This window comes from Chryseobacterium sp. WG14, assembly GCF_024586945.1.
Lineage (GTDB): Bacteria > Bacteroidota > Bacteroidia > Flavobacteriales > Weeksellaceae > Chryseobacterium.
This window is the reverse complement of sequence record NZ_JALCZD010000001.1, coordinates 636,591-662,040: the sequence shown is the minus strand read 5'-3', so window position 1 is coordinate 662,040 and position 25,450 is coordinate 636,591. Positions and strand designations below refer to the sequence as shown.

At 35.8% G+C, this 25,450-nt stretch carries 22 protein-coding genes; 13 read left to right on the top strand and 9 right to left on the bottom strand.

The genetic code is table 11. The annotated features are described in order from the left end of the window. Window position 1 precedes the first annotated feature (1 nt). From MP478_RS02905 to MP478_RS02880, 6 genes are all read left to right on the top strand, one after another. The gene (locus MP478_RS02905) at window positions 2-1,528 is read left to right on the top strand and encodes a CoA transferase (RefSeq protein WP_257189104.1); all 1,527 of its coding nucleotides are present in this window, start codon (window positions 2-4) and stop codon (window positions 1,526-1,528) included. A 691-nt stretch (window positions 1,529-2,219) separates the two neighbouring features. After that, window positions 2,220-4,211 (top strand): polyphosphate kinase 1, encoded by a 1,992-nt coding sequence (gene ppk1, locus MP478_RS02900; RefSeq protein WP_257199532.1) that lies wholly within the window; start codon window positions 2,220-2,222, stop codon window positions 4,209-4,211. 109 nt (window positions 4,212-4,320) lie between these two features. Then, the gene (locus MP478_RS02895) at window positions 4,321-6,636 is read left to right on the top strand and encodes a hypothetical protein (RefSeq protein ID WP_257199531.1); all 2,316 of its coding nucleotides are present in this window, start codon (window positions 4,321-4,323) and stop codon (window positions 6,634-6,636) included. Window positions 6,637-6,649: 13 nt separating this feature from the next. Then, complete coding sequence (locus MP478_RS02890) at window positions 6,650-7,822, top strand: Pycsar system effector family protein (protein WP_257199530.1); 1,173 nt, start codon at window positions 6,650-6,652, stop codon at window positions 7,820-7,822. Window positions 7,823-7,918: 96 nt separating this feature from the next. Next, complete coding sequence (locus MP478_RS02885; protein WP_257199529.1) at window positions 7,919-11,626, top strand: metallophosphoesterase; 3,708 nt, start codon at window positions 7,919-7,921, stop codon at window positions 11,624-11,626. 34 nt (window positions 11,627-11,660) lie between these two features. Next, entirely contained in the window at window positions 11,661-12,599 is a 939-nt protein-coding gene (locus MP478_RS02880) for an alpha/beta fold hydrolase (RefSeq protein WP_257199528.1), read from the top strand. Window positions 12,600-12,768: 169 nt separating this feature from the next. Here the strand turns inward: MP478_RS02880 and MP478_RS02875 are convergent, their stop codons facing one another. After that, window positions 12,769-13,128, bottom strand: coding sequence for a DUF488 domain-containing protein (locus MP478_RS02875; protein ID WP_306592502.1), 360 nt, complete (start codon window positions 13,126-13,128; stop codon window positions 12,769-12,771). Between the two features lie 308 nt (window positions 13,129-13,436). Here MP478_RS02875 and MP478_RS02870 point away from each other — a divergent pair, with 308 nt between their 5' ends. After that, window positions 13,437-14,027, top strand: a complete 591-nt coding sequence (locus tag MP478_RS02870; protein WP_257199527.1) for an alpha/beta hydrolase — start codon at window positions 13,437-13,439, stop codon at window positions 14,025-14,027. A gap of 30 nt (window positions 14,028-14,057) precedes the next feature. Here MP478_RS02870 and MP478_RS02865 read toward each other — a convergent pair whose 3' ends face one another. Beyond that, window positions 14,058-14,204 (bottom strand): hypothetical protein, encoded by a 147-nt coding sequence (locus MP478_RS02865; protein ID WP_257199526.1) that lies wholly within the window; start codon window positions 14,202-14,204, stop codon window positions 14,058-14,060. 116 nt (window positions 14,205-14,320) lie between these two features. On the opposite strand from MP478_RS02865, the gene MP478_RS02860 reads away from it, so the two are divergent. Together MP478_RS02860 and MP478_RS02855 are read left to right on the top strand one after the other, a co-directional pair. Further along, on the top strand, window positions 14,321-14,773 hold the full coding sequence (locus tag MP478_RS02860) for a MarR family winged helix-turn-helix transcriptional regulator (protein ID WP_257199525.1): 453 nt from the start codon (window positions 14,321-14,323) through the stop codon (window positions 14,771-14,773). Window positions 14,774-14,795: 22 nt separating this feature from the next. Next, on the top strand, window positions 14,796-15,644 hold the full coding sequence (locus tag MP478_RS02855) for a universal stress protein (protein WP_230040126.1): 849 nt from the start codon (window positions 14,796-14,798) through the stop codon (window positions 15,642-15,644). 73 nt (window positions 15,645-15,717) lie between these two features. Here MP478_RS02855 and MP478_RS02850 read toward each other — a convergent pair whose 3' ends face one another. Beyond that, a complete protein-coding gene (locus MP478_RS02850) occupies window positions 15,718-16,314 on the bottom strand; it encodes a Crp/Fnr family transcriptional regulator (RefSeq protein WP_257199524.1) in 597 nt (198 codons plus the stop codon). 47 nt (window positions 16,315-16,361) lie between these two features. Continuing rightward, the gene (locus tag MP478_RS02845; protein ID WP_230040130.1) at window positions 16,362-16,718 is read right to left on the bottom strand and encodes a helix-turn-helix domain-containing protein; all 357 of its coding nucleotides are present in this window, start codon (window positions 16,716-16,718) and stop codon (window positions 16,362-16,364) included. A gap of 118 nt (window positions 16,719-16,836) precedes the next feature. On the opposite strand from MP478_RS02845, the gene MP478_RS02840 reads away from it, so the two are divergent. Next, on the top strand, window positions 16,837-17,439 hold the full coding sequence (locus tag MP478_RS02840; RefSeq protein WP_257199523.1) for an FMN-dependent NADH-azoreductase: 603 nt from the start codon (window positions 16,837-16,839) through the stop codon (window positions 17,437-17,439). A 91-nt stretch (window positions 17,440-17,530) separates the two neighbouring features. Here the strand turns inward: MP478_RS02840 and MP478_RS02835 are convergent, their stop codons facing one another. After that, a complete protein-coding gene (locus tag MP478_RS02835) occupies window positions 17,531-18,169 on the bottom strand; it encodes a TetR/AcrR family transcriptional regulator (RefSeq protein WP_230040136.1) in 639 nt (212 codons plus the stop codon). A gap of 576 nt (window positions 18,170-18,745) precedes the next feature. On the opposite strand from MP478_RS02835, the gene MP478_RS02830 reads away from it, so the two are divergent. Beyond that, window positions 18,746-19,192: a KTSC domain-containing protein gene (locus tag MP478_RS02830; protein ID WP_230040138.1), complete on the top strand. Its 447-nt coding sequence runs from the start codon at window positions 18,746-18,748 to the stop codon at window positions 19,190-19,192. Between the two features lie 80 nt (window positions 19,193-19,272). Here the strand turns inward: MP478_RS02830 and MP478_RS02825 are convergent, their stop codons facing one another. The 4 genes from MP478_RS02825 to gndA form a co-directional block, all read right to left on the bottom strand. Next, window positions 19,273-19,779 (bottom strand): RidA family protein, encoded by a 507-nt coding sequence (locus tag MP478_RS02825; RefSeq protein WP_257199522.1) that lies wholly within the window; start codon window positions 19,777-19,779, stop codon window positions 19,273-19,275. Between the two features lie 234 nt (window positions 19,780-20,013). Next, window positions 20,014-20,724 carry a 6-phosphogluconolactonase gene (gene pgl, locus MP478_RS02820; protein WP_230040149.1) on the bottom strand — a complete coding sequence of 237 codons (711 nt, stop codon included), beginning with the start codon at window positions 20,722-20,724 and terminating at the stop codon, window positions 20,014-20,016. A 26-nt stretch (window positions 20,725-20,750) separates the two neighbouring features. Further along, on the bottom strand, window positions 20,751-22,229 hold the full coding sequence (gene zwf / locus MP478_RS02815; protein ID WP_257189117.1) for a glucose-6-phosphate dehydrogenase: 1,479 nt from the start codon (window positions 22,227-22,229) through the stop codon (window positions 20,751-20,753). 11 nt (window positions 22,230-22,240) lie between these two features. After that, window positions 22,241-23,659, bottom strand: coding sequence for an NADP-dependent phosphogluconate dehydrogenase (gndA, locus tag MP478_RS02810; protein ID WP_257199521.1), 1,419 nt, complete (start codon window positions 23,657-23,659; stop codon window positions 22,241-22,243). A 362-nt stretch (window positions 23,660-24,021) separates the two neighbouring features. Between gndA and MP478_RS02805 the strand changes: the two genes are divergently transcribed. Then, window positions 24,022-24,381 (top strand): prevent-host-death protein, encoded by a 360-nt coding sequence (locus MP478_RS02805; protein ID WP_230040154.1) that lies wholly within the window; start codon window positions 24,022-24,024, stop codon window positions 24,379-24,381. A 294-nt stretch (window positions 24,382-24,675) separates the two neighbouring features. Beyond that, the gene (locus MP478_RS02800; RefSeq protein ID WP_257189119.1) at window positions 24,676-25,293 is read left to right on the top strand and encodes a Crp/Fnr family transcriptional regulator; all 618 of its coding nucleotides are present in this window, start codon (window positions 24,676-24,678) and stop codon (window positions 25,291-25,293) included. Window positions 25,294-25,450 lie beyond the last annotated feature (157 nt).

Below are 25,450 nucleotides of genomic sequence, written 5' to 3'. Positions count from 1 at the left end.
AATGGATCAAAATAGCATAAAAGTAGATTTAGAAAAAATAATTCAGGACAATCTCAACAACAGATTGACCACTGATGAATTTGATCTGCATGCGGAGACTGAGTATATTTTAAATACTGTAGGAGCTTCATTAAATGATTTTGGAGGGAAGCTTACTTTTTACGGTAAAGACCCAATAATTCCTAGTGTACTTCGCTATGGTGCACAGTCTGCCATTACACTTGCAGCAAAAGCAGCTCAAATTGCAGATATATGGAGACTTAAAACCGGGGAAACACAGGATATTCATGTGGACCTTAGAAAAGCATTAAGAAGATTTGCAAGCTTCTTTGAAGGAACTTTAGAACAGGTAAACGGAAAACCCGGTAATACCAATTCCGAATTAGGGACCGGGCTTGCTCCCAATATGTTTTATAAAACAAAGGACGATAAGTGGATTCAGTTTACTTGTCTTTATCCAACGTTAAGACATGCCGCAGGAAAACTATTGGGTTGCGCACCAACCCCGGAAAAAATTACAGAAGCTGTGAAGCAATGGAATGCAGCAGATCTTGAAGAGGCAGGAGGTAAAGCGGGAATTCCATTATATATTTTAAGATCTCCTGAAGAATTTATGAAGCTCGACATGTTTCAGCAGGTTGCTAAACATCTCCCGGTTATCAAAATTGAGAAGGTAGCTGATTCAGACCCAATTCCTTTACCTAAGGGAGGAGAGGATGCTTTGAGTGGTATTAAAGCATTGGGATTAGGGCATGTCATTGCAGGATGTGGAATAGGAAGAGCTCTGGCCCTTCATGGGGCGGATGTTCTTAATGTTTGGCGTTCTGGCGATTATGAACATGAACTATTCCATTTTACATCCAATGTGGGAATGCGTTCCACTTGTCTGGATTTTGATAAAAATGAAGAAGACGATAAGGCCTTTCAGGAACTTTTGTCTACAGCAGATATTTTCTTCTCCAATAGAAGAAGTGGATTCTTGAACAAAAAAGGATTAAACCTTAGAGAATTAGGTAAGAAGCATCCGGGACTAATTACTGCTACTGTTTATTTCAATAGTGAAGAAGGACCGGGAAGTGACCGGGTGGGCTTCGATGTTTCTGCAGGAGCTCTTGCAGGCCCGTATTGGCTGGAAAGCTTAGGCGGTACGTACAAAAAAACAGATGTTCCGGGGGTAACACCACAAATTGCTGTTATTAATGACTATATGGCTGCATGGCTTGCCGTAGTAGGAATTTTACAAGCTTTGAAACTTCGTGCTACAGTAGGTGGATCTTATAAAGTAAGCGTTTCTTTGAGCAGAACCGTTGCATGGCAACTGGGAATGGGAGTTTTCGACCAAAAATATGCTTATGAAAAAGCCAATTCAGATGACGAGCATGCTTATATTCTGCCAGACTTTATAAAAGAACAGACGCCCATGGGATTCTATCAGGGAGTTGCAGAACAGGTTGAAATGACAAAGACCCCAGGAAAATACAAACATTTGCTGGAACCGTTAAAGTCTTCACAGCCAAAATGGGAGTAACCACAAATTATTCTAACCCATATTTTTGAAGAAGCCCTGATATGGCTGACCTCAAAAAAATTACAGAGGCAAGTATATTGACAGATTTGGTCAGTATATAATCTGCTGTACATCTTTCTTATAGCGTAGTAATAGATATAAACCTATCAGGAAAAATCCTTTTTTTCAAAATTTATAAAAAAGATGTGCAGCCAACTCTGTGATATTAAATCAAGAAAATATGTAAAAAACTCTACCTCTTATCCTCTGACATCAGATTAGATAGTAAAAATTACAGAACCCGATATACTGGCAAATGGTTTTGGTAAAATGCCGGTTTTATATTCGTTGTACATCTTCTCTTTTTTAAATTTAGTAAAAGATTAGTTTAATTCTATTCATCTCAATATATCAACAGGAATTTATACTTATAGACATCATTTTAAATGCCTTTTTTTTCCATACTTTATTGAAAGATGTACAACAGGTTCTGTATAAATCCTAAAAAACAACAATGTGAAATTTATAAAAATTAATGTATGCCTCCCAATCACAGCACTATTAATACTTTTAATACCCATAACAGGATTAAAATTATTAAACAATTTATATTCCTTACGGCCATCATTGTAACAAAATACCTGAGGGTATCTATCTTACGGTAACCGTCTTGTATTATTCTATAATAAATATCTGATTAAATAACGGATAAATGAAAACTATTGCGCCTTTATTTACAGATAGAGACTTAAGTTGGCTATCTTTCAATGCCAGAGTTCTATCTGAAGCAGAAAATGATACTGTGCCTTTAATGGAACGGCTTAATTTTCTTTCTATTTTTTCTTCCAATTTAGATGAATTTTACAAAGTCAGAATACCCAAATTATTGGTAGGAAAGAAAAAACCATTATTAAAAACCATCCATAAAGAAATTGTAAATCAGCAGGAATTTTTTGGAAGAATATTGCACAATAAAATACTTCCTCAGCTGCAAAAGGACAATATTGAGCTTATTTATAATAAGCCTATTCCTGTATTTATGGAAGGCAGGCTCATACAATATTTCACCCATTCTGTAGCTCCTGCCATAGAATTATATCCGCTTCCCCTTAAGGATAAGTTTCTTATAAAAAGTAATTCTTTATATCAGGCTATTTTTACTACTTCCGCAGAGGGTAAAGAAAATATGTATATCCTTAAAATTCCAACTAATAAGCTCTCAAGGTTTTATAAAACGGATAGCAACAATCGCAGGCATATTGTTTTTATTGATGATATTTTAAAGAAATTTTTACCGGAAATGTATTTTCCAAATATGGTAGTAAGCATATGGAATTTCAAAGTGACCCGTGATGCCAATATCAATTTTGAAAAAGAAGAGGACATCCTGGAAAACCTGGAGATATATCTTGAAAACAGGGAAAAAGGAAAAACAACAAGATTTCTGTATGAGAAAGATATGCCACTGAAAAAACTTCAAAATCTGCTGCATGCATTAAGTATTCCTTTTAGAGATGCAGTAGCCGGTAGTGCTTATCATCACTTAAAAGATCTGAATTTAATTCCAATTGAAGATAAGGAAGCCTCCTACCCTTCTATGAAGGCAATTGAAAGGCATCCGGGTGAAACCCCTGTATTTGAACTTATCGATAAACAAGATTTCATGATCCATACGCCTTATGAATCTTATGATAAAGTTATCGACTTTTTTATGGAAGCGGCAACCGATGAAAAAGTAACTGAAATTTATATTACCATTTACAGGACAGCCATGAACTCCGTTATTATCGAAGCTCTTATGATCGCTGCCAAACTGGGTAAAAAAGTGACCGTATTTGTAGAGCTTAAAGCAAGATTTGATGAAGAAAACAATCTGAGATGGCTAAGGAAGATGAAAAATGCCGGAGTACATATTATTACCAGTATTCCAAAGCTTAAGGTACATGCAAAAGTGGCGCTGATAAAAAGGGATAAGAAAAAATATGCTCTGATTTCCACAGGAAATTTCAATGAGTCTACAGCGCGTTATTATACAGACCATATTCTATTTACAGCGAATCCTGAAATTTCCAATGAGATTTTTCAATTTTTCAATTTTTTATTAAAGAAAAGAAAACCTTTAAGTACAGACGAACTGTCATTTAATCATTTGGCTGTAGGACAGTTTAACCTGATGCCCTTTATCCTGGAAATGATCGAAAAGGAAATCCAGAACCACAAGGAAGGTAAACCTTCAGGAATCATTATAAAAGTGAATAACCTTGAGGAAATCATTATCATAAGCAAACTGTATGAAGCCTCACAGGCTGGAGTTAAAGTAGAGCTCATTGTAAGAAGTATCTGCTGTCTTGTACCGGGAGTACCGGGACAAAGTGAAAATATAAAAGTAACCCGAATAGTGGATCGCTATTTGGAACACGGCAGAATTTTTATTTTCAAAAATGATGGCGAAAACAAAATTCTGATAGGCTCTTCAGATATTATGAACCGCAGCATGTATGATAGAATTGAAGTACTCTGCCCTGTCTATTCACCGCAGTTAAAAAATGAGATTCTGGAATTAATAAACATTCAGATGAATGATAATATCAAAGCAACAGAAATTAATTTAGATCTTGATAATAAACCTATTTCCAATAATGGCATCCCTGTCCGTTCTCAATATGATATTTATGATCATATCCATAAGAAATTTACTGAATAACCACTTATTCAGAGGTTATCCAAAGTAATAGCTTTCACGATAAAACCCTGGAGATAACTGATTATGCTTTTGTTACCAGAAAATAATATTCCAATACCTAAGTTTGAAAATGATTTTGAATAAATCTAAAAATAATGCCCTTCATGAAAATTTAGCTGAATTTTCTTTCAGACCCTTTTTAAATTATTTAAAGGGCTCTGTCAGTAAGGAGACTGTGCTCAAAAAAGTAATAAAAAGCTCAATAGAAAAGCTTAATAAACATTTCCCGGATTCCAATTGCAGCATTAAGCCCGAAGATACTCCTCAATATGAAGAGCTCTATCTTCTTGTATATCAATTGATGAATTCGGCACTTGTTGATGAGAACACTTTTTCCTGGGGATTATCTTCTCCATTTTCCTATGATCTGATTTTTGGAACGCCGGCAATTTCAGCGCAGCTGGAGTTATTTCAATCTGAAAAAGAGGTAAGTATTATTAATTGGGAAGAGAATAAAACGCTCAATAAAAAAGAGGTCTTTGAATTACTGGCCTATAACTTTATTATAAAACGTATCTACAATATTAACCTTTCTAATGATCTTGGGCTGGTTGTCCATATTCATGGTGAAAATGGCTTTGAACAATATTTCCAGGTCGACATTAATGATGATTTTATAGACATTGACTTTAAAGGGGAGTTTCCGGATCTTAGGAATATTACTTCCGAAATCATTTCAAAACATTCTGTTTTAGAGCTTCTGAAGAAACATCTGCCTCTTCAGAAACTTAAGTTTAGTGGTTTCTCCGTACTCCGGGTTGAAGATATTACGTATAAAATAACCAAAGAAAAGCTAAGCAGACTTTTTATTTCCCAGGACATCGAAAATGATTTTCTTCTTCAGGCGACAGAGGCTATGAAAAGGCTGATAGGAACAGGTGATCTGGATATTCTTTTCCTTCCTATTTTAGAAATCGACGGGAAGCTTAATACAGAGATCTGGAAAGATTTTGATATCGTACTCAATGCAATTCTTACAAAATACGGAGCATCATTTTCGGACTTCACGGCGTTTATAGCCACTTATATTAAAAATCCCGAAATCAGATATGGAAAAGACGATGAAGAAACCTGGTATTCTTTTGACAATACGTCAATCTCCGGGCTTTTCGTACTTCCAATTTTCCATCAGGAAAAAATTATTGGCGTTTCTATTATCTTATATGAAAATTTAGGATTAGAAACAGACTTCATTATATCCAGTTTTCAGGAATTCACATTTCCTTTACAAAACCTCTTCATTTCTATCATTAACAGATATTTAGGAGAGCTTAACCAAACGATTAAAAATCATTTTACAGCCATTCAGCCAGCTGTAGAATGGAAGTTCAATAATGTAGGAATGTCTTATTTAAAAAACGAAAAAAAGGGCGAAAATTCTTCATCTATCGCAATTAACTTTGATAATATACATCCTATTTATGGGGCAATAGATTTCCGGAATTCTACGATTGAAAGAAATAAAGCCCTTACAGAAGATTATACCACCCAGCTGAATGCATTAATCCATACTTTAAATGCGCTTAGGCAAATCAGAAATATAGATCTGTTGGGAGAAATGATTTATCAGGCAGAAGTTTTTATTAAGAGAATAGAAGATAATAATTTAAGTATTAATGATGATGCAGAGATCACCTACTTTTTATCAGTAGAATCCCTGGATTTAATTTTACAGCTAGGTATTCAGGATGTAGAAATACAGAATCTAACAGCTCCTTATCTGAAAGAGCTGGCCGAAGACGGAGCTTTTCACCAACAAAGTATTGCCATTGAGGAAACATTCCTGATATTGAATACCCACATCATTTCAGTACTGGATAAGATGAATGAAGAACTTCAGGATTCCTATCCCTATTATTTTGACCGCTACCGGACAGACGGTGTGGAATTCAATATATATATCGGGCAGTCTATTGCTCCGGACAGACCTTTTAATGATGTTTACCTTAAAAATGTCAGACTTCGTCAGCTTATATCAATGGTAAATATTACCATAATTACAGAGTCATGTCAAAATCTTCTTCCAAAAAAGATTCAGACGACACAGCTGATTTTTGTACAGCCCAATACCATTACCATCAGTTTCCGTCATGATGAAAAAAGATTTGATGTGGAAGGAGCTTACAATGTAAGATATGAAATTATCAAAAAAAGAATTGATAAAGCTGTTATCAAAAATTCTGATGAAAGGCTGACACAGCCCCGTAAAATAGCCATAGTGTACTATAACAAAAAGGATATTGAAGATTATCTTAAACATATTGAATACCTCCAGAAGAATAAAATTCTTGAGCCTTTAATAGAAGATTTGGATCTTGAAGATATGCAGGGCGTATCAGGATTAAAAGCAATAAGAGTGACCATTCAGAATACACCTGGAAAATAGCAAATAACAACAAATGATAAATTATAAAGAACTTAGTCTTCTGGCTGAAAGTGAGGTAACAAATTTTTTTGAATCCACGCCGCATCCGGAATTTACTTACCATAATCTTCAGCATACCGTTTCGGTGGCAGCAGCTTCTGAAATAATGGCGGTACATTATCAGTATGATGAAAGGTCAAAAGCTCTCTTACTTATTGCAGCATGGTTTCACGATACAGGTTATTTTCAAACTAAAGGAGAAAACCATGAAGCTGTAAGTGTAGAAATTGCCCAAGAGTTTTTAAACAAAAATGGAGTCCCGGATGATGATAAAGACTTTGTTACAAGATGTATCCTCTCAACAAAAATGCCTCAGGAGCCTAAAAGTGAAGAAGAAAAAATAATATGCGATGCAGATTTACATCATTTTTCCTTACCCGATTTTTTAGTATATAATGACAACCTCCGGAAAGAGAGAGAAAACATATCAGGAAAAAAAATTTCCAAAGAAGAATGGCTGGCTGATACCCTGAAGCTCATGTCTTCTCATTCTTATTTTACAACTTATGCAGATTCCAGTTACACCCCTGGAAAACAAGATAACATTAACCAAGTAAAAGAACTCCTAAAAAAGAATAAAACAGATCATCTTTCATCTCCTAAAAAAGAAAAAGTAGAAAAGCCGAGTAAAGGCGTAGAAACCATGTTTAGAATAGCATCGGGAAACAACCAAAGGATGTCTGATATGGCAGACAAAAAGGCTCAAATTCTCATAACAGTTAATTCTATCATATTATCTATTATTTTCAGTCAGTTGATTAGAAAATTAGATGAAAGTTCCTATTTAACGATACCCACTTATATGATTTTAGCAGTCAATATATTTACCATATTTTTTTCCCTTCTGGCAACACGTCCCAACCTTTCTTCCGGAAAATTCACTCAAAAAGATTTAGAGGAGAAAAAAGTAAATCTGATATTTTTTGGAAATTATTATAATATGCCTTTCGATAACTATCATAAGGCTATGATCTCTGTAATGGAAGATGACCATTACTTATATCAGACCCTGATTAAGGATATTTATATACAAGGAATCGTCCTTAGTAAAAAATACAGACGTCTCCGGATTTCCTACAACGTCTTTATGTTTGGCATTTTAACCTCAGCCATCAGTTTTATTATTTCACTCATCTTATTAAAATAGATTAAAAATTAAATTTCAGATACAGGAAATTAAATCCAAGAGTCAGAGATTTAAATAAAATGATTGAAAGTTATAACCATATTAATTCGTAAAATTATGTACTTCAATATTAAAAATACAGTTCCCGTTTCCATTAAAATATCTGTTCTTGGAATCATACTTCAATCGTGTGCTACCTATAATGTTCAGAAAGGAAAAAATTTGGCTGAAGTTCCGGCACAGGATTCATCAAAAGTTGCCCATCAGCTTCTTCTTATTGGCAATGTAGGAAATACACAAAACAATCGGGATCAACATACACTTGATCAATTACAAAATAGGCTGAATAATGCTTCAGCCAATTCTACATTGCTTTTTCTTGGCGATAATATCTACCCGCAAGGTATGCCTGATAAAAATGACAAAGACTATAAGGAGGCAAAGCTGCAACTCGAAAACCAACTCAAGATCACTCAAAATTACAAAGGAAAGACAATAGTGATTCCCGGTAATCACGACTGGAAATATGGGGTTAAGGGATTAGAAAATCAGGGAAAAGCAGTTTCCAAATACATGGATAATAAAAAAGCATTCCTTCCCAAAAACGGATGCCCTATTGATAAAGTAAAATTAGAGGATAATATTACTTTAATCACTATTGACAGCCAATGGTTTTTAGAAAACTGGGAAAACAATCCAAAAATCAATGCTGGCTGCACGATAAAATCCCGGGATGACTTTTTTGCAGAATTTGAAGATCTGATCAACAAAAACCAAAATAATCTTATTGTTGTAGCATTACATCACCCCCTGATCAGTAAAGGCATTCATGCAGGATATTTTTCGTGGAAAGACCAGCTGTATCCTCTGGGGAATCAGGTTCCTTTACCTGTGTTGGGGACTCTTATCAATGTATTCCGTTCAACATCAAGTATCAGCCCTCAGGATACTAACAACGCTCATTATGCAGCGCTGACAAGCCGTATCAAATCTATTGTACAAAACAATAATAATGTTATTTTCGTATCCGGGCATGACCATAATCTTCAATATCTGGAAGAAAAAAATGTCCGGCAGATTATCAGCGGAGCAGGATCTGAAAATGGCGCTGCGAAAGTAACCCATTCCCAGGATTTTTCTTTTGGCGGTAACGGATATGCCGTTCTGGATATTAATCAGGACGGCAGTGCCAATGTATCTTACTTTAATACAAAAAACGACTCTGAAAAACTTCTGACAAAGATTCAGGTATTACAAAAGACTCAGGAACCCACTGTTCAAAAAACATATCCGGAAAAATTTTCAAAAACCATAATGACTTCGGTGTATCCCGAATCTTTAACAAAAAAATCCAAGCTATACACCTGGTTATGGGGTGAGCATTATAGAAAATATTATAGCATACCTATACAGGCCAAAGTAGCGACACTAGACACTTTAAAAGGCGGGCTTTCTCCTGTCCGTGCGGGTGGAGGGCACCAGTCCAATTCATTACGTCTCATAGCTCAAAACAAACAAGAATATGCAATGAGAGGGGTAAAAAAAAGTGCCATACGGTTCCTTAATGCTGTTGCATTTAAAAATTCCAGCTTTGGAAGCGATTTCGAAGGAACTGTTGCAGAAAAATTCCTACTGGATTTTTATACCACGGGACACCCATATACTCCTTTTGCCATTGAAAACCTTGCTGAAAAAATAAATGTTCTTCATTCCAGTTCCCAGCTCTATTATATTCCCAAACAAAAAGCGCTTGGTGAGTTTAATAATGAATATGGAAATGAGCTCTATCAGATTGAAGAACGATTGTCCGGAAGCGATGAAGATCTGAAGCAGCTTAATGGGGCAATCTCCACAATGAATACCCCGGATATGATGAAAAACCTTCAAAAATCCGAAAAATATTCTGTAGACGAGCAAAGCTATATCCGTGCCCGTATTTTCGATATGCTTATTGGCGACTGGGACAGGCATGAAGGGCAATGGCGCTGGGCAGAATACAAAGAAAATGACCGTTACGTTTATAAACCTATTCCAAAAGACCGTGACCAGGCATTCAGTAAATATGACGGGCTAATTTTTCAGCTTATCATGAGAACGCCTCCCTTACGGCATATGCAGAGCTTCAAAGAAGACATCCGCGATGTAAAATGGATGAACCGGGAGCCTTATCCTCTGGACCTTGCTTTTTTAAGAAATGCCACTGAACAGGACTGGAAAAAAGAAGCAGAATATATTCAACAAAACCTTTCAGACAAAGTCATTGATGATGCATTCCGTAATTTACCTAAAGAAATACAGGATGAAACCATACAGCTTATCCAGAAAACCCTTAAAATAAGAAGGGATAAAATGGTACAATATGCTGCCGATTATTATAAAGCTTTACAAAAAACAGTATTGCTCACCGGAACCAACAAACAAGACCGGTTTGTAATTAAAAAAGAAAAAAATAAAATTCATATTTCACAATACCGCGTAAAAAAAAAAGGTGAAGAGCTTGTTTTTCAACGGGAATATCCTAAAAATGACACTAAAGAAATATGGGTTTATGGATTGGATGATGATGATATTTTCGATATCTCAGGAACAGGAAGTACAGGAATAAAAGTAAGAATTATTGGTGGGCAAAACCATGATGTATATAATGTTCAAAATGGAAGAAATATTAAATTATATGATTTTAAATCTCAGAACAACACCTATAATCTTACAGGGCATACCGCTAAAAAAATAACAGATGAGCATGAGATCAATACCTATGATTATAAAAAACCCGTTTATAACTTTTGGGCCGGCTATCCCAGCATAAGCTACAACCCTGATGAGGGAGCCAAAGTTGGTGCGCTTATAAGCTATACCCAAAATGGGTTTGAACGTGATCCTTATACTGCTAAACATACTTTTAATGCCAATTATCTGACCGCTACAAGTGGACTTGAACTTATATATAATGGAAATTTCCCTAATGCTATAGGTAAATGGGCATTTAATTTAAATGCACGTTTTACAACACCCAACTTTGCACAAAATTATTTTGGATTTGGGAATAATACAGTTGACAATAAAGATCAGTTCGATATAGATTATAACAGAGTAAGAATGCAACAGTTACAGGTAACTCCGTCTTTCTCCAAAAAGAGTTTCCTGGGCCTTGTACAGACTATTCAGCTAGGCTATGAAGATTATAAGGTTAAATATACTCCGGAGCGTTTTATTGCTCAATCCAATCAAATTGACCCTCAGATATTTGACAGTCAAAAATTTGCAGGCGCAAAATATACATTCAGTTATGAGCATAGTGATAATGCTGCTTTTCCTACGATGGGATTTGGATTTGCACTGTCGGCAGCCTGGAAAACAAATCTGGAGGATACCCAGCGCAACTTTATGACTTATGAAGGTCTCCTGAATATTGCCCATCGTATTGACAATAACGGACGCTTTGTACTTGCAACAAAGGTACAGGGAAAATATATCAACAACAGCAATTTTGAATTTTTCCAGGGCGCAGATCTGGGAGGAAACAACGGTTTAAGGTCGTTCAGGAATTATAGATTTTTGGGGCGTTCTTCACTATTTCAAAGCAGTGAAATCCGTTGGAACTTTGGACATGTAAAAAACGGGGTCGCTCCTATGGATTTCGGAATATTGGCAGGATACGACTACGGACGTGTATGGATGGATGATGAATATTCACGAAAATGGCACCAGTCTGTGGGTGGAGGAATATGGATCAGTGCTCTGGAAACACTTTCCATACGGGCTACTTATTTTACAGGAAGCGATGGAGGCCGATTTACAGCAGGAGCTGGATTCTGGTTTTAATGTAAAAAAATATTAATAATAAAAATTTAAAAAAATGAAAGAAACTTCAAATTATCTACCGAGTGTTGTAAGCGATGAAACCCATGAATTATATTATACTTTCTATCAACCTGAAACAACAGTAAAAGCTACTATACTGATTCTTCATGGTATGCAGGAGCATAGTGGCCGTTATGCAGACTTTGCCAGATACCTGGCTCACCAGGGTTTCGCCGTACTCACTTATGACCATTTAGGACATGGAAAAACAGCGAAAAGCAAAGAGGAAATGGGATTTTTTACTTTAAAAGCCCCGGAAAAACGACTTATACGCGATGCCAGAAATATGGCTGAATTTGTAGAAAAAAGCTACCCGGAAGTTCCTCATTTTATTATAGGACACTCAATGGGATCTTTTATTACGAGATGTTTATTGAGAAAACAATCATCCCGTTTCAATGGAGCAGCCATCATAGGAACAGGCGGTCCAAACCCGGCTATCGGGCCTGCTAAAGGTCTGCTTTCTCTTCTTAGTTCTGTATCCCCTTATAACCGCAGTGAACTTATTGCCGAATTATTCGGTAAAATAAGCAACAGTCATTTTAAGGATGAAGAATTTGACTACGGTACTAACTGGCTGAGTGTAAATAAAGAAAACAGAAAGGCCTTTATGCTTGACGAACTGTGTGGAGTACCCTTCAGCAATAATGCATTCTATACGCTTTTTTCATTGATGGAAACTGCAACTGCCAGAGATTGGTCAAAATCTATTTCGCAGGAGTTCCCTTTCATTTTTGTAAGTGGTGCTGATGATCCTGTGGGAGAATTTAGTAAGGGTGTACAATCTACGGTAGACAATTTAAAAACTGACGGATTCAAAAACGTACAATTGAATTTGTATGACGGGATGAGACACGAGATATTAAATGAGGATATCAAAGAACAAGTGTATGCCGATATCCTGGAATGGCTCAACAAACAAGTCAGTGAATAATTAATTATTATCAAATAACATTCTTAGCCTGTTAATGGAATATCCTATATACAAAGGAAGTCCCGTTAACAGGCTATTTTTTATCGCATGAAAGCTCAAAAGCATATGTGAACTATTATAAAAACTTTTAATCTTTTAGAGAATCATCCGGATTATAAAATACAGTTCATTACAGGCTCTCCAAATATTGCTTTAAAATAACAGGATGACAATGTTCCTGATCTTTGGCAGCATACACCAGTGTAATTTTTTCCTGGTCCCGATGGCGTTTCAGAAAGTCTTTTCCAAGATTGGTTTCATGGAGCTCTTTCCTATACTTTTCAGAAAAACCTTCCCATAATTTGGGATCATGATGAAACCATTTTCTAAGTTCTATGGTGGGCGCCAGATCTTTGTTCCATTCATCAATAGCTGCATTCTCTTTAGAAAGCCCTCTCGGCCACAAACGGTCAACCAGAATACGGCATCCATCTTCCGGAGAAGAAGCTTCATATACCCTTTTTAATGCAATGACAGGAATAGCAGACATTCTTATAATTTTAAGATTACACTTTATCGTATTTACAACAAAATGTATTCCTATTAAAATTTTTCAGTTAATCTATTTTATTTCAGCAAGAAATTACGACCTTACCCTCTTAAAAAGATCTTATCAATTTACTAATTCCAATGAGGTTATTTTTATTTATTTTATTAAGTATTTTTTCCATCCAATGTTCGGTAAAAAAGAATATATCTTCTGATACAACTGCAGGTTTCAGACGCGATACTTTAACTTATTTTGATCAATCAAGGCACCGAAAAATTCCCGTTGCGATATACAGCCCCTCAAATCCAGTGAATGCAAACAGAATCCCTGTGATTTTCAGCCATGGCTGGGGCGAAAATAAGGGTGGTGATTATTTTATCTATTCTTACCTTACGGGATTCCTTGCTTCAAAAGGATATTTTGTGGTCAGTATCCAACACGAACTTCCTACCGATGAAATGCTGGCTATGGATGGAAAACTTCAGGTGACAAGAAAACCCAACTGGGAACGTGGTGTCCGGAATATCCTTTTTGTTCTGAATACAATGAAAAAAGAATTCCCTGATCTTAAGTACCGTCAACTTGTTGTAATGGGACATTCTAACGGTGGTGATATGACGTCATTGTTTGCTCATGAATATCCGGAACTCATTCATAAAGTAATTGCCCTGGACAACCGCAGAATGGCATTACCAAGAACAAAAACACCCGAAATTTATACCCTCCGTTCCAATGATTACCCGGCAGATGAAGGAGTTTTACCCTCAGAAAAAGAGAAAGAAAAATATGGAATGGTCGTAGAATTCACGCCCATCCATCACAGCAGTATGGATAATGATGTAACACCCGAAGAAAGAAAATATATGACCGAGAAAGTATTGGAATTTTTGCAAAAATAAACCTGCAGCCTATGATTACTACAACAAGAATTAGGACAAGGTGTCTATCTGTACATATCCAAGATGCTTCATAGCATTAAGTAAAGCATTTTTCCAGTTTCGAAAGGAGAATTTTTTCAGTCTCTGGCTTTCCAAGGTTAAAAGCTGTAGTTGCTGCAATGTCAGTTTATTTTTCATTTTCCTTTTTCTCTTTTTGCGATCAATTAGTTTTAATTAAAACTAATTTTGAGTATATTTGTTATGAAAGTCATGAGAAAATCTTTTCCAGGCTTAGTATAATTATTTACTAAAAAATGATGTCTGCAAAATCAACCCCTATTTCAGAACTGGCCTTAGAACTGGGGCTGGCTATGAATGAGATGAAAAGTCGGCTGCGACAAAAGATTCAGTTTAAAATTAATGAATATGGTTCTGATCTTTCCTTTGAACTGATTGAGATTTTGGGTCTCCTTTCCCGCAATAACGGCATCAACCAGCAGGAAATCGGAACTCTGGTAAGTAAGGACAAGTCAAGTATCACCTATCTTATCAACAGTCTGGTAAAACGGGAATTAGTGGAACGGGTTGAAAATGAAAATGACCGAAGAAATAAACAGATTTTTCTTACGCCCAAAGGGCAGCAGGCCGTAGAAGCTATTTATCCGTGGGCCCTTGAGCTTTATGGAAAGGCAGCTGGTGACCTTCATAAAGATGAGATCAACAGAGCCCTTATTCTGGTCAGAAAAATGACGGCAAACCTCGAATAATCAGGATCTAAATTAATAAAATATGAGAACAATCCTTGTACCTATTGATTTTACATCAACCACAGAAAATGCAGTAAAACTGGCTGCAGATTGGGCAAGCCATTACGAATATGAGCATATTATTCTTTTAAAAACAGCGGGAGAATCTGAATTTGATTTCCTTCATATAGCGGAAGGACATTCATTTGTAAATGGAGAAAACATCAATAATTTACTCGAAAGAACAGAGACACTGCTGGATCAGCTAGCCAGTATTATTACAGAAAAAGCACCTGGTATAAAAGTTTCAAAAGTGCTAAGCGACTGGGCAGTTACCAGAAGTATCAATGAGATTTTAACTAATCATCCTTCTGTAGAACTGATTATTCTGGGAAGTGATGACGCTGCTTCTTCTACCAGCAGCTATGTTTCAGACAACATTATAAGCATTGCAAGAACAAGCCCTGTCAAAACTTTAATTGTTCCCAATAGCTACAGCTATTCTACTATTAAAAACATATTTATTCCCTGCGATGTCAATGGTATTAAAAAATTAGAGCGATTATTTCATCACAAATCTATTATTCAAAAGCAGGATGTCCGTTTACAGTTCTTAAATATAAATACCCATGAAGGCGAGGATACCAGTAATGATAAGAAGAAAGAACTGGAAGAATATATCCGTCAGCATCTTACCGAGATCCCAAGCAGCATTCATTATTCATATGATGAAAACATTATCAAAGGAATTCTGACTTTTGCATCTTCTCATGAAACTGACCTTATCATTGCATTACCGGGAAAGCATAGTTTCCTTTACTATTTGGCAAGCAGAAGTATTTCTGAAGGAATTTACCAAAATACCCATCAGCCTGTTTTAATATTAAAATAATGTTCTTCTTACTGAGCCGGAGCACTACTTTTTAATAGATATGGAAGCTGTTCTTTTCAATTAGCTTTGAAAATTAATAGTAGATCTTGGTGTTATCAAGCTTAACAAGGTTTTGCTCCTGCATTTTTTTTACATTCCGAATCACAGTTTCCACTCTCAGGCCGGTTAAAGTTGCAATCTGCTGCCTGGTATAAGGAATCAGAAAAGAATGGATCTCTTCAAATCCGAAATAATTTTTAAGATAATCAAACAGTTTCTCAAGCTTGATCATAGGGTCAGAAATAGCCAAAAAACTCGAGATCATATATCTGAAATGCAGTCTATCTGCTGTATACCTGTTCAGATCCAGCATTAATGTTGGCTTTTCCAGTAAAATATTTAAAATTTTATTTTTAGAAATCTTAATGATCTCACAATAGGTAACGGCAATGGCATTTACAGCATAATGTTGTGTGGTAAATAAATAGCTTTCCCCAATACAGTGCCCATCAAAAGGCAGCCCATGTACAAACTCTTTTCCATCTTCCAAAAAAGTATTCAGCTTCACAGTGCCCGTCTTTATCTGCAAATAATATTTAGCCCCTGTACCTTCCTCAAAAATATAGTCGCCCACATTGTATTTTTCCATCCGGGCTCCATAAGAAAGCAGGAGATTTTCACATATAACCATCTTGTCATTGATTTAAGTAAAATTAAATATAGAGAATGGGACCCTTATCAGGCTGTAATTTTCTTTTTATGTTTTACACCCCAATCTGCTAAAGCAGCAATTACATCTTTTAATGACTGACTGTATTCTGTAGGTATATATTCAACCAAAACAGGCTTATTGTCGGCAAGAACCGATCTTTCTACCAGATGGTTAACCTCCAGCTTTTTCAATTCACTCGACAAAACTCTTGCGGAAATTCCATGTATTGTTCGCTGCAGTTCGTTGAACCGGGTGTGTCCTCCTAAAATGGCGATCATTACGCGTATGGTCCATCTCCCGCCAAGGACGTATAAAGCATCTTCGGTAGCAGACATATGGGTGGTACATTGAGGCTGTGAGTATGTTAGTTTTTCTCCTTCCATTTTACTTAATTTTTGGGTTACTAACCTAAAAGTTATTACTAACCTTTTGGTAACTGCTATCTTTTTTTTAGTAAATATAGATAATTTTGAAACATCAAATTTTTTAAAAAATAAAAAAATGAAACAAGTACTTCATATTATTTCAAGTCCAAGAACAGAATCATCAGTAAGCAAAAAACTGGGCAATGCAGTGGTAGAAAAAATTAAAGCCAGGTATCCTGATATTATTTTAAAAAAACGTGATCTGGCCAATCCTCTTTTTCCTCATTTGGAAGAGAAGCAAATCAATGCATTTTTTACCCCGGCTGAACACCGTACTCCTGAACAATTAGAAATTATTAAACTTTCGGATACGGTAATTGCGGAACTTCAGGAAGCGGACTTCATTGTTATTGAAACTCCTCTGTATAATTTCAGTATAACCTCCACATTGAAGTCATGGCTCGATCACATCGCCAGAGCGGGTGTAACTTTTCGGTATGATGAAAACGGGCCTGAGGGATTGATCAAAAACAAAAAAGTTTATCTGGCTTTTTCAAGTGGTGGAATTTATTCCGAGGGTGAAAAACAGAGCTATGATTTTGTGGTTCCTTATCTTAAAAAAACACTTGGCTTTATGGGAATGACAGATATTTCTGTAGTCCGGGCCGAGGGCTTATCTGTACCTGTTATTCAGGAAATGGCTCTGCAAAAAGGCATTGAAAGTATTGTCGTAGAATAGGAATTAAAAAAATGCTGCTTTCAATGAGGCAGCATTTTTGTTTTATTTGAGACGTTTGTAATAATAAGCATTAAATACCATACACTTGTTTTTAATCTTGCTGAATATTGTCATAGGTTTGCCCTACTAAAAAAGAGACTGCTTTTTTGATTTTATCACGTCCTTCCGTAGTATTGATGTCTATACCACAAAAAATACTGCCATTCATGGAAGAATAAAGGTTCAAATAATAAAGTCCGGAAACCATAATGGCCATTACGGCGCGAAAATCCTGTGAATGTTCTTTGAAATAAGGGTCACCAACAAGTTTAAACAGAGTTTCTCCGTTTTCTTCCTGCCTCTCAGTGAGTTTTGCTAATGACTTTCTGGGTTCTGATAAACGCCACAATAATAATTTTTGAAACTCTTTGTTGCCGAATACATAATCAAATTGTGACAGTAACAATTGTTCTGTAAGTAACTTTCCTCCGTCTGTTAAATCAGGTATTGTTTTGTCGGTTGTCACATTACTCCAATAATCCTGCGAACGTATATATTCGTCCATCAGGCCATCCATTCCTCCAAAATAGGTATAAATCATTTTTTTATCCACTCCTGCTGTAGCAGCAATATCATTGATTTTCAAGGCTGCATATCCCTTTGTTTTCAGAATTTTTCCAACCGCATCCAAAAATTTCTTTTTACTACGTTCCTTGTTCCGGATACTGCCTGCTGCTGATTTTCTCTCCATGATAAACATTCAATGATACAAGTTTATGAAAAATTTTTATCATTTTAAACACTTTGTAGTGTCTTATTGTGTATATTTGTACAAACTAATACCATTCAATATATTAAAACAATTATTGAAGTTGTAAAAACGATATTCCAAACTTTCGTGAAGGGTCAGTCAGTACCACCTTTTACCACAGCAGTCATCCTAAAAGCTGTATAAAAGGTAAATTAAAAACTGAATGATCCTCACGTTACATGGTTTCTGCAGTTTATTTCTTCATACTAAGATGTTTTACGATGTAATGCAGATGATCATTTGAACACAAATACTGAAAAGTAGATTATTTCGAACACCATTTTACCAAGGTAAAAACATGAACTGTGTACAGCACCATTAGAACTCTAATGATGCTGTTTTTGTTTTATAAAAAGTAGAAGACTGATTCGGTAAGCTAGCTGAAAGGCTCTATATCATCTTAATAGTGAAAATTAATGCTCCGTTTTACAGGCCGAAATAAATTAATAATGAATAACTTACGGTTTTTTGAATTTATTTCCTTAATTTTGCACCCCGAAAATAAGGATTCAAAATATGAAAAGAGTTGGTGAGCACAGAAAGCTTCTTGGGGTTGACAAAACCGTTACTTTAAAAGAATTAAAGACTATTTACAGGAATACGATGAAAGATTCGCACCCTGATAAGTTTATTGATGATGAAGCCGGAAAACTGGAAGCAGAAGAAAAGAGCAAATCTGTGATTGAAGCCTACCACTTTTTGGTAAGTATCAATCCGGAAACACAGGAAAAATATAAAGAAGAATATACTGAAACGACAACAAAATCAAATATTCAGGATTTCTATCTTGAAAAGCAGATTTTGAAGGTTCAGCATTTGAACGGAAAGATGTATGAATATATTGGTGTTCCAAGAAATACTTATATTAAAATGGTAAATGCTGATTCACCAAGCCGTTTTGCAAGAAGACATATTTATGGAAATTTCATCTACAGAAAATCCGGTGAGGCTATGGAAGATTAATTTTTCATATAAAAATAAACAAAGAGGCTTTCAGAATGACTGAAAGCCTCTTTTATGGTCTGAAGGCTGGTTTATTGGTTTTATTTTTTCATAAAAGCAATGGCTTCCACTTCTATCTGCATATCATCCAGTGCCAGCCTAGGAACCGGAATTAAAGTACTTGCCGGAAACTCATGGTTTTTCCATGCTGTATGCATTTCTTCTGTCCAGATTTTAAGCTTTTCCTGATCATGGTTTACAATCAATATGGTAATTTTAAGAACATCTTTGGTTTGCAGTCCATAGTCTGCGAGTACTGTTTCCAGGTTTTTCAGCGCTACCCTTACCTGGGTTCTAAAATCTTTTGAAAGGCTGTGTTTCAAGCCTTCGCCTCCGCTTTGTCCGGATATAAATACATATTTCCCCTCCCCTTCAGGGGTTGTAGAATGAGAAAAAGCAAATGGTGTCGGATCAAAAAGAGCTTTTGGATTTTTGTGAGCAACAGCATTCATAGTATTGGATTTTAACGCCTTATGATCATTAGTATGTTGTGAAAAGGCCAGAAACCCTATGCAAAGAGCGGATAAATTAAATAGTATACATTTCATGATATTTTTTGTATTGAATTATTGAAAGCAAATGTATCACTGAAGATGATTAAAAAACTATACATATGTTGACGTTTCCTATTTTTTTAGGCAGTACATTATCATTTTTAAAGTATCAATTCAATGCTGCGAAATAAAACAGTACCATTAGAAATCCAATGGTACTGTTTTATAGTGTTTGGGGAAGTAACTGTCCTTTCTCCAAACCTGAATTTTAAATGAATCTATAATAGACTAGCCTTTTGCTTTTTCATCTGTAAAAACCTGAAAGCCCTCTTTTTTATCAATAAGCTGCAGGGGATATAATTTAGGATTATACTCTCCCTGTAATACTTCATTCAGTGCATGTTTTTTGGATTCTCCGAATGCTACAACCAGTATATTTTCGGCTTTGTTGATCAACGGTGCAGTCAGCGTGATCCTAAACATTTCCTGAGGTTTCAGATAAAAGGCAGAAACCCACTTTTCATGTTCGTTAAGAACTTCTTCACCTGGAAATAATGAAGCGGTATGGCCATCATCTCCCATTCCTAAAAGGATAAAATCAAAAACGCCTTCATTACCAAGAACACTTTTTATCTGTTGCTCATAGTCTTTAGCATAATCTTCCGGCAATATTCCTTCCTGATACATAGGAAAAATGTGGTTTTTAGTAACAGGAACCTGATTAAGCAGTGTCTCAAACGTCATACGTGCATTGCTTTTCTCATCATCAAGAGGAACCCATCGCTCATCTACCCAGAAAAAGTATATCTTATTCCATTCCACCTTTCCGGCATAGTCTTCGGTTGCCAACAATTTAAAAATCGCTTTTGGAGAAGAGCCTCCGCTTAATGCTACTGTAAAACGGTTATTTTTACGGATAGATTCTTTTGAAAGATCAACAAATGTATCTGCTGCCTTTCGGTACAGCTTTTCTAAATCATTAAATACTGTAATATTCATTTTCGTCTGTTTAAATTGATATGGTATTATACCCAGCTGTGGCCCTGTCTTTCCACCAATGCAAAACTCTCTTCCGGTCCCCAGCTTCCCGCGCTATAGTTTGGAAAGGATGAATCTTTATTATTCTCCCAGGCTTCCTGAATTGTTTTTACAACATCCCAGGCTTCTTCTACCTGATCAGAACGCATAAATAGTGTAAGATCGCCTAAAAGAGCATCCAATAGTAACGTTTCATATGCTTCGGGAGTATCTTCCTGGCAGGCAAAGTAATCAAAGATCATTTCTACCGGCTGTAGAACCAGTGAAAGCCCCGGCTTTTTGGTCATAAACTGCAGTCTGATATCCATCATTGGCTGAATATTAATAATGAGCCTGTTTGCCGACAAAAGGTGACTTCCTGAAAAAGTAGAATGCGGAAGAGGCTTAAACTGAATGGTAATATAAGAGTGTTTCTCTTTCATTTTTTTTCCGGTACGGACATAGAAAGGAACATCTTGCCATCTTTCATTATCGAGATAAAATTTTATAGCGGCAAAAGTTTCTGTATTGGAATCTGCAGCAATTCCATCTTCCTGGCGATAGCCTTTTGCCTCAGTTCCGTTGATTGTACTTTTTGCATATTGTCCTCTTACTGCATAATGATCTACCTGATCCGGGGAGATCCTGCGTATAGATTTCAAAACATCTACTTTCCGGTCTCTAATCTCACCCGACTGTAAAGAAGCCGGTGGTTCTATGGCCACCATACAGAGAATCTGTAATAAGTGGTTTTGAATCATATCTTTCAGGGCACCGGTCTGCTCATAAAAAGCCCCTCTTGTTTCTACTCCTACTTCTTCAGCCACTGTAATCTGTACAGATTCTATATACTTATGATCCCATAAAGGCTCAAAAATAGAATTTCCAAATCTGAATGCCAATATATTCTGTACGGTTTCTTTTCCTAAATAATGATCGATACGGTAGATCTGCTCTTCTTCGAATGTTTGCGCAAGCAGGCTGTTGAGCTCAATTGCGGATTGTTTATCATGTCCAAAGGGTTTTTCAATAATAATCCGGTCTTTTTTAGCATCAGAAGCTAAAGCTGTATTTTTAATATGGTTAGAAATCGTAGAAATGAAATTCGGGCCAATGGATAAATAAAACAGCCTGTTGGCTCTTATTCCGTAAACAGTATCAAAATCTTTTAATTTCTGATGAAGATCCTGATACGAGCTTTCCTGATCCAGCTGATGCTGAAAGTAAGTAATATGGGCTTGAAAACCTGCCCAATCTTCGGAAGTTATTTTTTTTCTGGAGAATTTCTCCAGATTTTCTTTGACATAGTTTCTAAAATATTCGTCGGTATTATCTGCTCTTCCTAATGCAACAATATTAAAACCTTTAGGCATTCTACCATCGATATATAAATTATAAAACGCCGGAAAAAGTTTTCTTTTCGCCAGATCTCCTGTAGCACCAAAAATAATAATTGTAGTTGGCTGCAAGATTTTATTTTCATTCATTTTTCCGAATTTTAATTGTTTGCACTGTTCCATACCGTATGAAAAACACCTTCTCTGTCTACTCGCTGGTAGGTATGTGCACCAAAATAATCACGTTGGGCCTGGATAAGATTTACCGGTAAAGATTCTGTGGTATAGGCATCAAAATATCCTAAAGCCGTCTGAATTCCTAAACTTGAAATTCCGTTTTCAGCAGCATATCCTGCTGTTTTTCTTAATGCCTTAAGTTTCGATTTAACAAGAAGAGCAATATCGTGATCTAGTAAAATATTAGAAAGATTAGGGTCTTTGGTATATGCAGCATAGAATTTCTCCAGCAATACCGAACGGATAATACATCCTCCCCTCCATATTTTTACAACATCCTTCAGCGGAATCTGAAAGCTATACTCTTCGGATGCTTTCACCAGCAAAGCCAAACCTTGTGCATAGCTTATTAATGTGGCCAGGAAAAGAGCATCTCCCACTTCCTGAATGAATACCTTATTATCTTCCGGAGCTGTAATTTCTTTTTCAGTATAGAGTTGGGAAGCCTGGATCCTCTCTTCTTTATAGGCTGATAAAATTCTTGATGTTACTGCGATATCAATGGTTGGGATAGAAACCCCAATTTCCATAGCTTGTTCAGAAGTCCATTTTCCAGTTCCTTTAGCTCCGGCTTTATCTAAAATCTGATCTACAAGAAAGCTGTCGGTTAATGTATCTTTCTGCTTAAAAATATCTCTCGTGATTTCAATCAAAAAAGAATTCATTTCTCCATTATTCCATTCTTTGAAAACTTCGTAGAGCTGATCATTATTTAATCCCGCTCCTCTTTTTAAGAGATCATAAGCTTCGCTGATAAGCTGCATAATGGCATATTCAATTCCGTTGTGCACCATTTTCACATAGTTTCCGGCAGAGCCTTTTCCCATATATGCTGTACAGGCTTCGTTATCCACTTTTGCAGCAATGGCTTCAAGCATGGGCTGAAGATGGGTAAATGCTTCCAGATCTCCTCCCGGCATAATGCTGGGGCCTGTTCTGGCACCCTTTTCTCCACCTGAAACTCCCATTCCCATAAAGTGCAGATTTTTTGAAGCTAAATCTTCCACACGTCTATTGGTATCTTTAAAGTATGAATTCCCTGCATCAATAACAATATCTCCTTTGCTTAAAAGGGGTGTAATATTTTCTAATACTGCATCTACGGGTTTACCTGCAGGAACCATAAGAATAATCTTTCGGGGTATTTCCAGTGAAGCTACAAATTCTTCTAACGTTCCTGTACCTTTTACTTTCATTTGTGAAGAAGCACCCTCCTGTAATTCCTTTATTTTTAAATCATCAAGATCGAATCCTGCGATTGAAAAACCATTATCTGCAATATTATAAAGAAGATTACGACCCATTACTCCAAGGCCGATCATTCCATAATTATATCTCTCCATTGTATTGATATTAATATAAATTCTGTTTTAAAGAGAATAAATTTACGTAAATGCCTATCAGGAAAAAAATAAAAGAATAGAAAAAATTTCCGGGCTTTTTGCTTATCACTTTTTTCTAAAACAATAATTTTATAAGATCATCATACAAAACCTCTGCTTTATTCTTCTCAGGATACTTAGAATCAACTTATTCTATGTTGTATTTGCTGGAAAAAGTCAACACATTGTGAACAAAAACTCCATTCTTCATGAGCCTTTTTATTATAAAATTAATAAAATTCAATCGTTATAATGGGAACGATCTATTAAAATGGTACTGGTTTTTGGCATAATTAACCTTATATTTACCAAAATTTAAATTAATGAATTATAAGCTTGAGCTTAATACGCAGAAGCCTAACTCTAAAATTGTTTTTAATACGATCATATTTGATTCGTTCAAAGTTAATATTGTAGAAAGATATATTGGATCTATGCAATCCCGTCCAACGTTATGTGAAGCTTTATTTAAAGTGAGAACGTTAGATGACGATCTGATTAAAAGAAGAGACGGTAATGTAAGAATAAAAATTAAAGGTGATCAGTTTGAAACTTATCAGCAATTAACAGGAAGGCTGAGCTCTTACGAATATAAAAACAAACTGATCAACAGAAAAGATGCTGAGCAGGATTATGTACATTTTATTTTGAGCTTAGTGATATCTAATTATCAGCTTAATTAAATTCACCTCTCTGGCGCGGGCTTCTCGCTCGTGCCACTCATCACTACCTCATTCCTGGTCTACTTTGCAGACCGTAACCTTTATAAATTATAAAGAAGGAGGATGATCTGTGTCTTTATTTTATAGGGTACTGCTCATCACTCCATATAAATTTCTGCTGAAAGAAAAAAATAGGTTGCATATCTATAAAGAACAAACTAACTTCATACTTTTGAAAATTGTACAGGCTCCCGTTTTTCGGAAGCTTTTCTCCTTTAAGCTATAAAATATAGGATAAGATTAATACATTAGGTTATGAAAAAAACGATAAGTTGTATGAATATTGATGAGAATATTCTTTATTCATTTGGGGGTGAAAGTATAAGATATAAGGCAAAAGAGTTTATTTTCAAAGAAGGAGACCATTCACTGTATTATTTTCAGGTAATAAGCGGCAAGGTAAAGCTGAATACATTTAATGATGACGGAAAAGAATTCATCCAGAATATTCTGGGTAAAAATCAAAGTTTTGGAGATCCGCTTTTATTTATTGACAGGCCCTACCCTACTAATGCGGTAAGCTTAGAGGCTGTAGAGATTATTAGGATGCCCAAGGCCAGTTTCATTGAAATGCTGCAAAAATATCCTGATCTGTCTTTAGAAATGAATGCCTGTCTGTCACAAAGGTTATACTATAACAGTTTAATGGTTCGGAATATGGCTTCTCAAAATCCTATTCACCGTTTACAGGGCTTAATGGAGTATCTGAAGAGTTACTATGACGGAGACTGTCAACATTGCTTTCCGGTAGAGCTTACCCGCCAACAGATTGCCGATCTGACCGGTCTGCGGGTAGAAACAGTAATAAGGATTATAAAAAAAATGGTAAATCAGGAAATCATAAAGCTTGACGGGCGTAGAATTCTTTATTGATGCATAGTTGCTTTAACTGGATTTCCATAAGTATCTATCACAAAGGTTTATAATTTTTTTCTAATAAGTTCCAGACCGTAGAAGTCCCCATTTTTCAGAATTAATCTGATTTTCATATTAAAAATAAAACGTCTTGAAGAAAATAAAACAACACCAA

Excerpts from the sequence above, each read along its gene's own strand:
- MP478_RS02905 (WP_257189104.1), top strand. The coding sequence starts at position 2 with ATGGATCAAAATAGCATAAAAGTAGATTTAGAAAAAATAATTCAGGAC.
- ppk1 (WP_257199532.1), top strand. The coding sequence starts at position 2,220 with ATGAAAACTATTGCGCCTTTATTTACAGATAGAGACTTAAGTTGGCTA.
- MP478_RS02895 (WP_257199531.1), top strand. The coding sequence starts at position 4,321 with ATGATTTTGAATAAATCTAAAAATAATGCCCTTCATGAAAATTTAGCT.
- MP478_RS02890 (WP_257199530.1), top strand. The coding sequence starts at position 6,650 with ATGATAAATTATAAAGAACTTAGTCTTCTGGCTGAAAGTGAGGTAACA.
- MP478_RS02885 (WP_257199529.1), top strand. The coding sequence starts at position 7,919 with ATGTACTTCAATATTAAAAATACAGTTCCCGTTTCCATTAAAATATCT.
- MP478_RS02880 (WP_257199528.1), top strand. The coding sequence starts at position 11,661 with ATGAAAGAAACTTCAAATTATCTACCGAGTGTTGTAAGCGATGAAACC.
- MP478_RS02875 (WP_306592502.1), bottom strand. The coding sequence starts at position 13,128 with ATGTCTGCTATTCCTGTCATTGCATTAAAAAGGGTATATGAAGCTTCT.
- MP478_RS02865 (WP_257199526.1), bottom strand. The coding sequence starts at position 14,204 with ATGAAAAATAAACTGACATTGCAGCAACTACAGCTTTTAACCTTGGAA.
- MP478_RS02860 (WP_257199525.1), top strand. The coding sequence starts at position 14,321 with ATGATGTCTGCAAAATCAACCCCTATTTCAGAACTGGCCTTAGAACTG.
- MP478_RS02855 (WP_230040126.1), top strand. The coding sequence starts at position 14,796 with ATGAGAACAATCCTTGTACCTATTGATTTTACATCAACCACAGAAAAT.
- MP478_RS02850 (WP_257199524.1), bottom strand. The coding sequence starts at position 16,314 with ATGGTTATATGTGAAAATCTCCTGCTTTCTTATGGAGCCCGGATGGAA.
- MP478_RS02845 (WP_230040130.1), bottom strand. The coding sequence starts at position 16,718 with ATGGAAGGAGAAAAACTAACATACTCACAGCCTCAATGTACCACCCAT.
- MP478_RS02840 (WP_257199523.1), top strand. The coding sequence starts at position 16,837 with ATGAAACAAGTACTTCATATTATTTCAAGTCCAAGAACAGAATCATCA.
- MP478_RS02835 (WP_230040136.1), bottom strand. The coding sequence starts at position 18,169 with ATGGAGAGAAAATCAGCAGCAGGCAGTATCCGGAACAAGGAACGTAGT.
- MP478_RS02830 (WP_230040138.1), top strand. The coding sequence starts at position 18,746 with ATGAAAAGAGTTGGTGAGCACAGAAAGCTTCTTGGGGTTGACAAAACC.
- MP478_RS02825 (WP_257199522.1), bottom strand. The coding sequence starts at position 19,779 with ATGAAATGTATACTATTTAATTTATCCGCTCTTTGCATAGGGTTTCTG.
- pgl (WP_230040149.1), bottom strand. The coding sequence starts at position 20,724 with ATGAATATTACAGTATTTAATGATTTAGAAAAGCTGTACCGAAAGGCA.
- zwf (WP_257189117.1), bottom strand. The coding sequence starts at position 22,229 with ATGAATGAAAATAAAATCTTGCAGCCAACTACAATTATTATTTTTGGT.
- gndA (WP_257199521.1), bottom strand. The coding sequence starts at position 23,659 with ATGGAGAGATATAATTATGGAATGATCGGCCTTGGAGTAATGGGTCGT.
- MP478_RS02805 (WP_230040154.1), top strand. The coding sequence starts at position 24,022 with ATGAATTATAAGCTTGAGCTTAATACGCAGAAGCCTAACTCTAAAATT.
- MP478_RS02800 (WP_257189119.1), top strand. The coding sequence starts at position 24,676 with ATGAAAAAAACGATAAGTTGTATGAATATTGATGAGAATATTCTTTAT.